Genomic DNA, 9764 nt, shown 5'->3' with positions numbered 1-9764 from the left:
TTGTCGGTTCATCGGGGGTCCCGGATGTCCCGGTGGTGTTCGGGGGTGTCGCGGACGTCGAGGGTGAGCTGGTTGGGGTCGTTGCGGCTGAGGTTGTTGTGCTCGTCGGCGTAGTACAGCGACGCTTTGCGGTCGTGTTCGGGGAGGTTGAGTTTGATTTCGTCGTTGACGACGAGGGGACCGTCGGGGTTCTTGTCGAGTAGGCCGACTTTGACGGTGAGGACGATGGAGCCTTTCTTGCCGGTGTCTTTGACGCGGGCGATGAGGTCGCGGAGGCCGTCGGAGAGTTCTTCGTGGGTGCGTCCGGCGGATTGGGTGAGGAGCCATTCGGCGAAGGTGCCGTCGAGTGTGTCGGGGTCGGTGGTACCGCTGTTGGTCATTGCGCGTTGATCTCCTTCTTGGGTCGTTTGGGTGTGGGTTCGCTGGTGAGGTGCCATCCGTGTCGGTCGGGGCAGCGGTAGGGGCGCAGGCGCATGTCGCGGAGTCGGCGTTGTGTACGGGCGCCCTTCTTGGCGCGGGTGAACGACTGGTAGGTGCCTTTGCCGCAGGTGGGGCAAAGGAGTTCAGGTGGGGTGCGGCTCATGGGGCTTTGCCTTTGCGCGCGGCTGGCGTCGTTGTCATGTCGGGGATGAGGTCGCGAATGGTGGCGACCTGGCGGCAGTTGCGGGTGTCGCAGGTGTAGCAGCGCCATCCGTCGGCGGGGTGGTGTCCGATGCGGTGGTTGCGGCCGTCTGGGGTGGTGACGACGGCGTCGGCGACTTGGTGGGCGGTGACGACGTGGCGGATGTGAACGCTCATCGTGTGCCCCCTCGGGGGTGCTCGGCGTACCACCTGATGGCGTTGACCAGGGCGGCGGCGTGTGCGCCGCGGTCGCGGCGGTAGGTCACGCTGATGCTCGTTCGGAGTTTGGTCGGGAGTCGGTACCAGCAGGAGCGGCAGGCGAGGTGGTGGTGTGGGACGTTGCGGCCGCAGCCGCCGGGGCAGGCGTGTGTCGTGCTCATGCGACACTCCCGAGCGCTGTGTCGAAGAGTGCCGCCTGCTCATGCGGGTCTTGCTCACTCGTACTCGGCCGGGGCTTGGTCGCCTTCCGGACAGCCCCGCCGGCGTCGCCCATGGCGGTGATGCTTCGCCTCAGCGCGTCGAAGGTGGAGAAGCCTCCGTCGGCGAGGACGCGGGCGAGCGCGTCGACGACCGGGACGCCCTCGGCGGTGACCATGTTGAGCATGTCGGGGACGTTCTCCATGACCATGGTCTTGGGCGAGACCTCAAGAACGAGGCGTGCGAACTGGAAGACCAGCGTGTTGCGGGTGTCACGGGGGGAACGGTTGGGGTTGGCCTTGCTGAACCCTTGGCATGGTGGGCCGCCCATGATGCAGCCGACGTCGCCGCGGTTCATGCCGAGCCAGGTGAGGATCTCGGCGCCGGTGACGTCTTGGATGTTGCAGTGCCAGAAGTGTTCGACGGGGTGTTGATCGGGCTGGGTGAAGATCCAGCCGGTGCCAGCCGAGGGGAAGGTGTCACGGGCGCGTTGGTGGGTCCACTCGGTGGTCTTCTTGCCGTGGCCGAGGTGGATTCCGGGCCCGGTGTGGATCATGGTGTCGGGTCCACCGAGATTTAGCAGGTAGCTGGCGGTGGCATGTAGGTCGTTCTCCACGGCCGCGGCTACGTGCCATCCGGCTTGGTGGAATCCGAGGGAGAAGCCGCCGGCTCCTGCGAAGAGGTCGATGGCCACGGGTTTCGGGTCCGGGATGGCGTTGGCGGGGATGTAGAGTCCGGCGGTGTTGGTGACGAATTCGCTCATGCCGGCACCGCCGCGGGCTCGGGCCAGACGACGGCGTCCATGGCCGTGAGGTTCACCTTCGGCAGCTCGTCGATCGGCTCACCAAGACGGCGGGCTCCCATGGCGGCGAGCACGAGCGCGTCTGCCTCGTCGTTCCCTCTGACTTCGACGTTCGGGTACCGGCGGATCACGGCGGCGAGAACCTCGTCTTTGCTGGTGTTGCCTTTCCCAGTGGCGTACTTCTTCACAGTGGCGGGCGGGACCTCTGCCACTGGGTGATCCCAGTGGAGGAGTTGGGATATGACGAGCCACCACAGACCAGTTCGGTCGTGTTCGCCGGCCTGGCGTCCTTGGCCGAAGGAAGGTCCTTCGACTACGACAAGGTCTGCACCGACGTTGGAGACGGTGAGAGTTAGCTGGGCGACGAGGTCGTCGAGCCGTCGATGCCGTTGAGTGAGGGTTGGCGGGGTTGGTTTCCCGGTGCGCGGATGGCGTGGCGTGGTGGGTGACTTGGTGCGGAAGCGGGTGGTTTCGGCCTGGCTGTTGTAGACGAAGCCGACGCCGGTGGATACGAGGGATAGGTCGAGTCCCACGGCGATCATGGTGTGTCCTCCTCGGGTGGCTCGTGGTCGGGGGCGTCGGTGTGGCGGGGTGGCCATCGGCGGGCCGCGGCGAGGAGTAGGCCGAGCGCTGCAAGTCCGGCGAGGCTGATGGCTTCGGTGGTGGTCATGGCCTGGGGTCGCCTCCGCGGTCGCTGGAGTGTTGGCGTATGCGTGCCTGGTGACGGCGTTGTTGTTCGGTGGCTTTGGTGCGGTATTCGTCGAGGCCGAGGAGCTGGTCGACGCCGTCGGGGTTGGGCTGGTGGTCGGAGGGGTCGTTGCTCATCGGCGTGCTCCGCGTTCGCGTTTGGCGATCCGGTCTACCTTGCGGGCGAGGTCGGGCCGGCCGTGCCGGTAGAGCGCTTTCGCTAGCGCGGCCGCGGTCGTGCCGAGCCGGGTCGGCCATTGCTCGGGTGACTCGCCGGTCTGGACGAGCCATTCGAGGTCGGCGACGTAAACCTCGAATAGGACGCTGCGGGTTGGCCACTGGTCGAGGCGTCCGGCGCGTTTTTCGCGGTGGTAGCAGGTGCCGCAGAGTCCGCGTGCGTAGTGCGGCATGATCCCGGTGTTGGCCTGGTGGCGGTGGCGGGGTGTCATGGTGCGGCGGCAGGAGGCGCACGTCTGGTCAGGCATCGGTGTCACCCCCGTCGAGGGCGAGGACGTCCACGCAGTCCCTGCACATCTCTGGTTCGGTCGTGACGATCCCGCAGCGGGAGCAGCGGCGCACCAGGTCGTCGGCACCTGTGGCTCGGCCGTGTTGGTCGATGGCCCTGTGGCCTTCCGCGCCGTGTCGTTTGAGCTGGTAGCGGATCGCTCCTGTCGAGCAGCCGTACCGGCGGGCGATGCTCACCAGGGTCTGGCCGGCGTTGTATGCGGCGAGGATGGCGCGGATGTCTTCCTGCGTGAACCTCGGCCGGCCGTAGCCGAAGCCGCCGTTGGTCCCTGGTGTGCGAGGGGCAGGCGTTGGTGGCGGCGGGAGCATGTCCTCGGTGATGTCGAAGATCGACACGGAGGCCATCACTGACCACCCCCGTTGAGGGCGCGGCGTAACGACCTCCGCTGCGCCTCAACCTCGTCACGTAATCCGTTGACCTCTTTCAGGAGCTCAAGCGCGACGATCCGCCACTTGATGTGCGCCAGGTGATCGTCGGTCATGCCGACAGGCTCATCTCCAAGACCTGGAGCGACTTGCAGATCAGTTGGAGTTGCAGACGACGGCTCCACCGCCCGGCGGTACGGGTTAGCCGGCGGGTCATTCGGGACGCCCGATGGGCCACTGGGCCGCCACGTAGCGCCGGCCTCGAATCCCTCATCCCACAGCTCGGCCTTGTCGGGCTCATCTGGGTGGACAGCGACGACGGCTTCGTAGAGGTCGTCTTGGTTGACCCACACGATCGCCGCCGTGCGGGTCATGTCGACGACGGAGATCTTGATCTCGTTGATCTGCGACGACTCCAGCCGAACGCCGGGGTGTCCGTAGCGGCCGGGGATGAGCGCCGAGCCGTCATCGAGGAGACGCCAGTTTGGCCGGTCGCTCATCTCCACCACCTCGCGGGCTTCGACCACACGATCGACAACGACAGATGAATGGGGATGCGCACGTTGGGACCGAACCCGATGTGGTCGTTGATGCTTGGCAGCCGCACGCCGATTCCGATCACTTGCCTGGGGTAGCGGTTCAGCACCACGAGCCGACGCTGCCGATCGGCAGGTCGGTACACCACGACGCGGGGAGCGAACGGCCACCCCAGAGGTGGGACGAACCAGCGGCGTTTCTCCTCACTCGCCATCGGGTACCTCAATCCCGTTCTTCTCGGCACACCGCCGACAGCAGGGAACATCGCTAGCCGTGGAACTCGACGGCCAGAAGTCCACCGAGAACTCGGCAGGCCGATCGCAGTGGGGATCAATCTGACACCTACGCATCGGGTACCTCTTCCCACTCGGTCACCAAGCGGCGGACGACCACGACACCGGTCACGTCCGGGTGCGGATCCGCGTTGATCTCAGCGGCCAGGTAGCGAGCCGTCTCCTCGTCGGGCTGCGGCACGAGGGTGTAGCGACCCTTCGTGGCCCACTCCTCGGTCATCTCTTGGGGCAGCAGGCCAGCAGCGTCAAGCGCACGCGCCCTCGGCAGCCACCTGTGACACGCGCCAGCCCACGAAATGTCGGAATAGGGGAGTGCCCCGCGTTCGGCGGCCTCCGAATCGGCCAACACCCGTGCTGCCTCGCGGATGGTTTCCTCACTCGCCATCGGACACACCGCCACGACGCGCGTCCCCGATCAAACGCGGCAGGAACACGTCATACACCCACCACGCCTTTGTCCCGCCACACTTCCGACCGAAGGTGGACAACTCGGCCGCCAACGCGGCACGCGCATCCGCGAGAACCCTGGCCCGAAGCTCGGCCGACACGCCCGGCTCACGGTTGTCCTCGATGACCTCAGCCAGAATCGTCAGAGACCCGTCGTCCTCGCGTTGCGCCGAGTAGACACGGCCGAAGACCCGATCACCAGCCGTCGCATCGTCGGTCGACACATCGACCGACACCGTTGCTCCGTCGATCAGACGAGCGATGTCGCCTATATTTTCGCCGCTCATAAGGGGTTCCTTCCATTCGCAGAGTCGTAGGCGCGGCGCAACCGGTCCTGCTCGCCGCGTTTCCACGGCGGAACCGGCACCCAGCCGCCCAAGTAGCCGAATCGCCACGGCCGATCCAGCTCCCGACGGGGCTGCTCCTCGAACGGCCGCTCGGTCAACGGGTCGGTATCGGCGAGATCCAACTGACGAAGCAACGGCCGGTTACGCCACCCGCCGCTGATCAGCAGCACCCCCGCCGCAACGACGAGGACAAGCCAGATCGCGATCAGATGCGTCACAGCTGCCACCCCGCTTCCCGCAGGAACTCGGCCGCCGCCTGAACACGGTGGAAACTGGCGGCGTCGCCGCCCCGGTCGGGGTGGTGTCGTTGAACAGCGATTCGGTAGACCACCCGCACCACCGACGGATCAGCCAAGTCCGGCGGGGTTTCCCAGCCAGCCAGCTCGCTAAGCACTCGGAATGCGTCCTGGACCGAGGCCACACCCCCAGGGGCAGCCTCGATCGCGAGCCAACCGCGGTACTGCTCGGCCGAGCGTGTGATCCCGTACCGGTCGACCGCGCGCAACGCCTCCAGGCCAAGCGCAATGCTGCGGATGTTGTGCTGCCAGTACTCGCAAGAATCCGTCGCGTAGCTGAGGGGCCCGTGACGCGACTCGAACGACAGCCGCACGCCAGGAAACACCGGCTGGCGAGCATGGGAACGTGGCATACCGTCGAGACGGATGTCACGCTTGGTGAAGTCGGCCTCGATGACGGCCCGCTCGGCGTCGAGGTAGTACAGCTCCCGGTTGAGCAGGTTCAGGGTGTCGCCCCACGTGGCCTTAAAGGTGTGGCGGGAGCGACGATCCTCGATCGGTGTCTTGGGCCCGGTCCAGGTGATGGGGCGAAAACGCATATCCATCAGCGGGCACCTCCCCTCGTGAGGGCCGGAACGGTGCGAACGTGACGCGCGAACATCGTGTAGAACTCCGCATCGACGCACGCCGCACACGTTGTGCACTGGTGGTTGCGGTGGCGGCGGCGGTGCCGGCCGGGATCAACGTCGACCATCCGGCGACCGGCGTGACGCGGCGAGTAGAAACCCTCGGGGGCAGTCACTGGGACTCACCGCCCTCGCCGTTGCGCAGCCGCATGACCTCGGCTTTACGGAACCGACGATGCCCGCCCGGCGTCCGGATCGACGTCAGCTTGCCCGTCTTCGCCCACTTGGTCACCGTCCTCACGTCCACCCGAAAAAGGCGCGCGACTTCGCCGGTGGTGAGCAGCTCTTCGTACTCCTCGCGGGTCACGACGAACCACCCCCGGACACGTTCGTCAAGCGCGTACCGTCCGGAGCGTCCACACACAACACGACGCTGTACCCAGGCGACCCGTCGCCGCGCTGGCCTTGCTCGAACCGCAGCGGCCACTGCGGCAACGGAACGTCTTCGTCGACCTGGCCGACCGCGACGTGCCAGCAGCCGTCGAACAGCACGTGAACCCGCATCTGCTCCCCGTTCGGGGCGATCAGATCAGCCCGCCACGGACCCTGGTCGTAGTGGCTGAACTCCTCGGCGCCACGGCAGCCCTGAACCTCGACAAGGTCGTCGGACGCGCCGTAGATCAGGATGGTGTCCGTCATGCCGAGACCACCTGTCCGTCATCGATGACCACACCGACCCGGCCCGACTCATCGACCCGCTCAACCCACACCTGGAAATCGCGCTCGGCCGCCATCGCCTCGATCAACTGGAGGTTGTCCGAGTCCAACAGCGACCCGTCGGTGATCCGAATAACCCTGATCTGCGGGTTGAGTGCCATCGCCATCGCCAGGCTGACGCGCAGCTGCTCCGCCGCCGAGGCCTGCTTGAACGGCACTCCCAGGTACGTCACCCCGTCGGCGTCGAACCCGAGACCATCGATCGGGAGCTTCGCCGCGGCGAGACCGTCCTCTTTCGCCCGGTCGATCGCGGCGATGTTGTCCGAGTGCCCCTCATACCGCGCACGGGCATCCTGGAGCCGCTGCGACACCGCTCGCCGCTCAGCCGCCGCGCGTACCGCCGCGTTGGTCTCCTCGACTGTGGCGAGCTGGTCCTCCAGCGGTTCCACGTCGACCGGGTCGGGTAGCTCGGCCTCCAGCTTCTGAACCTCACGCAGGCCGACCTGCGCATCACGGAGCCGCTGTTCGAGATCCGCGACGAGATGCCTGTATTCCTTGACCCTGGCCCGGACCGAGTCAGCCTTGGCCGCTTCCTGGCGCGCCGCCTGGATGCGGGCGATCAGCTCGGACGCCGAGACCTCCTCGTCGGGAAGGTCTTTCGCCGGGGTGGGCATGCCGTCGAGCTGCCCTTCGAGCTGGCGGACCTCGCGGCCGACGATGGTGCGCTCGTCGTACTCGCCCTTACGCTGCGCGTCGAGGTCAGCCGGATCGAACGGCAGCTCAACCACCGACAGCAGCGTGGCAAGCTGGTCCTTCTCCTTGGCGTGCGCGAACTCCAGGGGGTCGAACGACAGGCGCCCAACGAGGGAGTCGAGGAGCTGCTGTGGGCTCTTGTGGGCGGTGGTGCCGTCGGCGTTCTCCACCCGCAATGTGCTGGTTTTCGACCCGGCGACCCACTCGCGAGTGACCCGGATGTCGTCGAGCTCCACGACCACTCGGGCCGAGTCCTCGCCGTCCCGCACGGGCCGGGTGGTCTTGTTGCCGGGCTTCCCGCCGAGGGCTGCCCAGATGCTGTCGAGCACGCTGGATTTTCCTTGAGCGTTGCGGCCGGAGATGGTGACGACGTTGCCGTCGGGTGTGATCTCGACGGCGCGCAGCCTTTTATAGTTTTCGCTGGTCAGCTTGACGATCTTCACCGCCAATCACCTCGCCCCGATTTCTCGTAGGCGGCATCGAGGGTGGCCGAGACCAACGCCAACGTCGCGTGTGCCTGGGCGACCAGCGCTTCCCGAACCGCCCCGAGGGCGGAGTGCAGATCGTGGGAGTCCTGCCACTGGTAGTCGCTCGCATCGATCCGGCGCTCAGCCTCTTCGTAGTGGCGTGGACCGTTCAACTGCGCCATCTGGGTCACCGCCTCTTCCGGTTGACCTGACGCGACCGTCGAGCAACCTTGTTCGCGGCGCGCCGGCGCCGAACGGTGGACTCAGGGACGGTGCCGGCGTAGACATGCTTGCCCGACGAGACATCGGGCTGTAGAGCGCGAAGCATCGCCAGCATGTCTCGGGTAGGGCCTGTTCGTTCACTCATCGGTGTGGTTTCCTTTCGGTGTCGGTGCCCCTTTCGCGGTCCTGCTGTTGGTGCGGCTCCCGCGAAGGGGCACTGGCCTTGCTTCGGTCTCCGGGGATGTCCCGCCCCCGTCATGCGCGGGGCATCCCCGTGGATTGGTCCGGGCGTTTCGAGGGGTTCAGTAGGCCGGCCGCGGGTCCACCCGGAGGCACTAGTAGGGCGGCTCGTCCGGCTGGCCAGCCGGCGGACTCCATGGATCAGCGCCCCGCCCCGCGGCCGACTGCGGTGTCCACGGATCAGCCGGGGGCGGCGGCTGATCACGCCGCTGGGCTTTCGTGACCTTCGCCGTGGCGTACCGCAAGTCGGGGCCGATCGCGTCGACGTTCATCTCCAGCGAGTAACGGGTCTCGCCCTCGTTGTTCTCCCACCGGCGATTGGAGATCCGACCGGTGACGATGACCCGCATGCCCTTCTCGATGGACTCGGCCACATGCTCGGCCAACTCGCGCCAGATGTTGAGCCGGACCCAGGTGGTTTCGCCGTCCTCCCATGCCTGGGTGAGGCGATTAAACGTCCGCGGTGTTACCGCCACCGACGCGTTGCACACCGCCGCACCGGTCGGGGTGAACCGGAGTTCCGGGTCTCCGCCGACGTTGCCGACGATGGTGGTGGTCATGTCTCCGACGGCCATGCTCAGACCTCGATCTGTCGTTGTTCGTTGGCGGGGCGGATCGGCCATGCCCGATCGACCTCGGGGTCGTCCTTGCCGATGCGGCGGAAGTACCGCTCCAACGAGGCGGCCTGATCGGCGTGCCAGTCGATCTGATGGGCGTGCAGCTCCGAGAGCGGCATCGTCCCGACCTCGGGGTACTGCTGGGCGATGCGCCAGGCCACTCGCGCGGCGGCGATCGCATCAAACGACGCGTCGTGGGCTCCGTCGATGCGGACGTTGTAGTGCTCGCAGAGGTCGGTCAGCTTGCGGCTGCCCTTCCGGTACGGGTCGACGAACTTGTCGAGCACACGGACGTCGATCACTGGTGCCAGTGGTGCCCCGTCGAGGCGTTCGGTCACGGTGGGGACGCCGTGGCGGCGGCAATCACGGTCGAGGATGGTGAGATCGAATGGCATGTTCATGCCGACGATGGGGATGCCGCGACGTACCGCCAGGGCAAGGTCGGCGGCGATCAGGTCGAGGACCTCGGGCGGCGGCTTGCCGTGCGTGGCGGCGTACTCCGTGCTGATCCCGTGGACCTCGGAGGCCGCCTCGGGGATCTCGACACCGGGGTTGATCAGGTACGACTCCGTGGTCGGGACGCCGCGGAAGTTCCCGGTTGTGCCGGGTATGTTGATGACGCTCGCGGTGACGATGCGGTCGGTCTCAACGTCTACTCCGGTTGTCTCCGAATCGAACGGGAGCATCGGCCCGTTAGTCCAGTTCATCGGCTTCCCTCTCCAGTTGGCGTCGGTGTCGTTTGCATCGGTTGTTGTGCGGGGCTCCGCCGTGGCGAGGGCAGTCGACGCAGTCGAATTCGGGCCACTCATTGCTGGGTCCCTGACCTCGGTTGCCTCTTGCTGCG

General features: G+C 66.7%; 22 protein-coding genes. All 22 read right to left on the bottom strand.

Annotation, left to right across the window (positions count from 1 at the left end; genetic code table 11):
• Positions 1–8: 8 nt before the first annotated feature.
• Positions 9–380, bottom strand: coding sequence for a hypothetical protein (locus G8760_RS00310; RefSeq protein ID WP_166345023.1), 372 nt, complete (start codon positions 378–380; stop codon positions 9–11).
• Positions 377–583 carry a hypothetical protein gene (locus tag G8760_RS00305; RefSeq protein WP_166345020.1) on the bottom strand — a complete coding sequence of 69 codons (207 nt, stop codon included), beginning with the start codon at positions 581–583 and terminating at the stop codon, positions 377–379. Before G8760_RS00305 ends, G8760_RS00310 begins: the two co-directional genes overlap by 4 nt.
• Complete coding sequence (locus G8760_RS00300) at positions 580–798, bottom strand: hypothetical protein (protein ID WP_166345017.1); 219 nt, start codon at positions 796–798, stop codon at positions 580–582. Before G8760_RS00300 ends, G8760_RS00305 begins: the two co-directional genes overlap by 4 nt.
• On the bottom strand, positions 795–1001 hold the full coding sequence (locus G8760_RS00295) for a hypothetical protein (RefSeq protein WP_166345014.1): 207 nt from the start codon (positions 999–1001) through the stop codon (positions 795–797). The genes G8760_RS00300 and G8760_RS00295 overlap by 4 nt, the downstream gene beginning before the upstream one ends.
• Complete coding sequence (locus tag G8760_RS00290; protein WP_166345011.1) at positions 998–1801, bottom strand: DNA cytosine methyltransferase; 804 nt, start codon at positions 1799–1801, stop codon at positions 998–1000. Before G8760_RS00290 ends, G8760_RS00295 begins: the two co-directional genes overlap by 4 nt.
• Positions 1798–2382: a RuvC family protein gene (locus G8760_RS00285; protein WP_166345008.1), complete on the bottom strand. Its 585-nt coding sequence runs from the start codon at positions 2380–2382 to the stop codon at positions 1798–1800. The genes G8760_RS00290 and G8760_RS00285 overlap by 4 nt, the downstream gene beginning before the upstream one ends.
• The gene (locus G8760_RS30495) at positions 2379–2510 is read right to left on the bottom strand and encodes a hypothetical protein (protein ID WP_281355124.1); all 132 of its coding nucleotides are present in this window, start codon (positions 2508–2510) and stop codon (positions 2379–2381) included. The genes G8760_RS00285 and G8760_RS30495 overlap by 4 nt, the downstream gene beginning before the upstream one ends.
• Positions 2507–2665, bottom strand: coding sequence for a hypothetical protein (locus G8760_RS00280; protein WP_166345005.1), 159 nt, complete (start codon positions 2663–2665; stop codon positions 2507–2509). The genes G8760_RS30495 and G8760_RS00280 overlap by 4 nt, the downstream gene beginning before the upstream one ends.
• Positions 2662–3012 (bottom strand): hypothetical protein, encoded by a 351-nt coding sequence (locus G8760_RS00275; protein WP_166345002.1) that lies wholly within the window; start codon positions 3010–3012, stop codon positions 2662–2664. The genes G8760_RS00280 and G8760_RS00275 overlap by 4 nt, the downstream gene beginning before the upstream one ends.
• A complete protein-coding gene (locus tag G8760_RS00270; RefSeq protein WP_166344999.1) occupies positions 3005–3397 on the bottom strand; it encodes a helix-turn-helix domain-containing protein in 393 nt (130 codons plus the stop codon). Before G8760_RS00270 ends, G8760_RS00275 begins: the two co-directional genes overlap by 8 nt.
• A complete protein-coding gene (locus tag G8760_RS00265) occupies positions 3397–3918 on the bottom strand; it encodes a hypothetical protein (RefSeq protein WP_166344996.1) in 522 nt (173 codons plus the stop codon). The genes G8760_RS00270 and G8760_RS00265 overlap by 1 nt, the downstream gene beginning before the upstream one ends.
• Before the next feature lie 379 nt (positions 3919–4297).
• On the bottom strand, positions 4298–4633 hold the full coding sequence (locus G8760_RS00260) for a hypothetical protein (protein ID WP_166344993.1): 336 nt from the start codon (positions 4631–4633) through the stop codon (positions 4298–4300).
• Positions 4623–4982 (bottom strand): hypothetical protein, encoded by a 360-nt coding sequence (locus G8760_RS00255; protein WP_166344990.1) that lies wholly within the window; start codon positions 4980–4982, stop codon positions 4623–4625. The genes G8760_RS00260 and G8760_RS00255 overlap by 11 nt, the downstream gene beginning before the upstream one ends.
• Positions 4979–5260: a hypothetical protein gene (locus G8760_RS00250; protein ID WP_166344987.1), complete on the bottom strand. Its 282-nt coding sequence runs from the start codon at positions 5258–5260 to the stop codon at positions 4979–4981. The genes G8760_RS00255 and G8760_RS00250 overlap by 4 nt, the downstream gene beginning before the upstream one ends.
• A complete protein-coding gene (locus tag G8760_RS00245; protein WP_166344984.1) occupies positions 5257–5883 on the bottom strand; it encodes a molecular chaperone DnaJ in 627 nt (208 codons plus the stop codon). The genes G8760_RS00250 and G8760_RS00245 overlap by 4 nt, the downstream gene beginning before the upstream one ends.
• Positions 5884–6076: 193 nt before the next feature.
• Positions 6077–6271 (bottom strand): BldC family transcriptional regulator, encoded by a 195-nt coding sequence (locus G8760_RS00240; protein ID WP_166344981.1) that lies wholly within the window; start codon positions 6269–6271, stop codon positions 6077–6079.
• Complete coding sequence (locus G8760_RS00235; protein ID WP_166344978.1) at positions 6268–6603, bottom strand: hypothetical protein; 336 nt, start codon at positions 6601–6603, stop codon at positions 6268–6270. Before G8760_RS00235 ends, G8760_RS00240 begins: the two co-directional genes overlap by 4 nt.
• Positions 6600–7817 carry an AAA family ATPase gene (locus G8760_RS00230; protein WP_166344975.1) on the bottom strand — a complete coding sequence of 406 codons (1218 nt, stop codon included), beginning with the start codon at positions 7815–7817 and terminating at the stop codon, positions 6600–6602. Before G8760_RS00230 ends, G8760_RS00235 begins: the two co-directional genes overlap by 4 nt.
• Entirely contained in the window at positions 7814–8023 is a 210-nt protein-coding gene (locus G8760_RS00225) for a hypothetical protein (protein ID WP_166344972.1), read from the bottom strand. The genes G8760_RS00230 and G8760_RS00225 overlap by 4 nt, the downstream gene beginning before the upstream one ends.
• A 5-nt stretch (positions 8024–8028) precedes the next feature.
• The gene (locus G8760_RS00220; protein ID WP_166344808.1) at positions 8029–8208 is read right to left on the bottom strand and encodes a hypothetical protein; all 180 of its coding nucleotides are present in this window, start codon (positions 8206–8208) and stop codon (positions 8029–8031) included.
• Positions 8209–8398: 190 nt separating this feature from the next.
• On the bottom strand, positions 8399–8878 hold the full coding sequence (gene ssb / locus G8760_RS00215) for a single-stranded DNA-binding protein (protein WP_166344969.1): 480 nt from the start codon (positions 8876–8878) through the stop codon (positions 8399–8401).
• Between the two features lie 2 nt (positions 8879–8880).
• Positions 8881–9627: a 3'-5' exonuclease gene (locus G8760_RS00210; RefSeq protein ID WP_166344966.1), complete on the bottom strand. Its 747-nt coding sequence runs from the start codon at positions 9625–9627 to the stop codon at positions 8881–8883.
• Positions 9628–9764 lie beyond the last annotated feature (137 nt).

The organism is Phytoactinopolyspora limicola (assembly GCF_011320225.1).
GTDB classification, from domain to species: Bacteria; Actinomycetota; Actinomycetes; order Jiangellales; family Jiangellaceae; genus Phytoactinopolyspora; species Phytoactinopolyspora limicola.
Note: the sequence above shows the minus strand (reverse complement) of the source record. Positions and strands in the feature narration are given on the sequence as shown.